Genomic DNA, 1912 nt, shown 5'->3' on the forward strand with positions numbered 1-1912 from the left:
GGCCCACCTGAACCGTCCCCCCCCGCCCCGCGCCCCCCACCTCCCCAAGCTGGGTCCATTTCTCACCATCTACCGACGCATAGCCGGTTAGTTTTCCCCCCAGCCTTTTCAACCGTAGCCACTGTGGGGTGGTGCCCAGATCGCTGCTCGGGCCGGCCGTGTCATGCGTGAAGTTCCACTGCATACGGACGCCATGGCCCGGGGTCGCCACCACCGCCGCGTACGCCGACCCCTGCTTCAGGCTCGACTTGACGATGATCCCGGCCTTCGCCCAGGGCTCCAGCGCTTCGCCGTCATTGCTCTTCAGACCGGTGACCCGCACCGTGAGCGTGCCGTCACCGGTCAGCGCGCGGTGGGTGAATCGGAACGAATCGTTGACCACCTCACCGCCCGGCCCGACGACGACCGGCGGACCGCCCCCGGTGACGGACCCGCTCGCGCCCATCTGACTGATCCCGACCACGACCACGGCCGCCATCGCCAGCACCAGCAGCCAGGCCCTGACCGTCCAGAACTTCGTCCACTCCGCGCGCAGCAGCCGCCCGAACCCCGCCCGGGCCGGATGCAGCGCCGAGCGATACGGCGCGGGCGTCCTCGTCGGCGCCGTCATCGGGTCACCTCGTCCGTCGTCCCGGCGGGCGTCGACGTGAACTCGACGACATCCCGGGTGAGTTCCATGTACGCCTCCTCCAACGAGGCCCGATGCGCGCCCACTTCGGCGAACGGGACGCGGGACGCGGCAAGCACCTCCACGATCCGTTCGGCAGACAGGCCGGTCACGGTGAGCAGGTCACGGTCGACGACGGCCACCGTGCCGCCCTCCCGGGCGAGCAGTTCCATCGCTTCCGTACGACTGCTCGTGCGCAGCCGCACCCGGTCACCGGAGGCCGCCGCGAGAAGGTCGGCGACCGCCGTGTCGGCGATAAGACGACCCCGGCCGATGACAACCAAGTGGTCGGCGGTGTCTTCGAGTTCGCTCATCAAGTGGCTGGAGACGAGGATCGCCCGGCCCTCGGTCGCAAGGTGGCGGAGCAGGGTGCGGATACACTGGATACCCTCGGGATCCAGGCCGTTGACCGGTTCGTCGAGGAGCAGAACCGGCGGGTCACCGAGCAACGCGGCCGCTATACCGAGCCGTTGGCGCATCCCGAGGGAGTAGCCCCCCGCCCGCCTGCGAGCCGCCTGCTCCATCCCGACCTGTTCGAGCACCTCGTCCACACGACGCATCGGCAGCCCGTGCGAGTGGGCCAGCCAGCGCAGGTGATCACGACCGCGACGGGCGGGATGCAGCGCGGCGGCGTCAAGGAGCGCGCCGACCTCCAACAACGGTGTGCGCAACGCCTGATAGGGCCGCCCGCCGATCAACGCCCGCCCCTCGTCGGGGGTGTCCAGGCCGAGCAGGGATCGCATGGTGGTGGACTTACCGGCACCGTTGGGACCGACGAACCCGGTCACCGTACCCGGTTCGACCGTAAAGGAAAGGCCGTCAACCGCGAGGGTCCGACCGAACCGCTTCCGTAAGTCGCGAACTTCGATGCTTGCATCACTCATGGTGAGCGAGGCTAGGCGCGCGCCCCACAGGGTGTCGTCACGCCATGGAGGTCCCTCACGAGAGGGACGCCGAGCGGAACGGGGGTCGGCACAATGGCGGGGTGGGCGTGGAGGGATCGTCGGGTGCGGAGAGTTCGGGTGCGGGGGGTTCAGGTACGGGGGCTTCGGCACCGCCGGAAAACACCGTCGGCGTGAGCACCGCGGCGGCGGGGGCATCTGGGCGGCCGGCGACGGTTCGGCGACCGGGCGGGGGCTCCATGCCAGGTCGGGACCCGGGCCAGGACTCCACGCCGGGCCGGCACCCGAGCCAGGACCCCACGCTGAGGCGACACCCAGGCCAAGACCCCGGGACGGATCGGGA

Annotated in this window: 1 protein-coding gene and 1 pseudogene; both read right to left on the minus strand. The window is 70.2% G+C overall.

What is annotated here, in order from left to right; all coding sequences use genetic code 11:
• Window positions 1-610, minus strand: a pseudogene (locus tag JHN45_RS52095) (DUF1349 domain-containing protein); the annotation flags it as partial.
• Window positions 607-1551 (minus strand): ABC transporter ATP-binding protein, encoded by a 945-nt coding sequence (locus JHN45_RS52100; protein WP_201056523.1) that lies wholly within the window; start codon window positions 1549-1551, stop codon window positions 607-609. The gene JHN45_RS52100 and the pseudogene JHN45_RS52095, both read right to left, overlap by 4 nt.
• Window positions 1552-1912: the final 361 nt, after the last annotated feature.

It is taken from the genome of Streptomyces sp. MBT53 (assembly GCF_016654115.1).
Classification (GTDB): domain Bacteria; phylum Actinomycetota; class Actinomycetes; order Streptomycetales; family Streptomycetaceae; genus Streptomyces.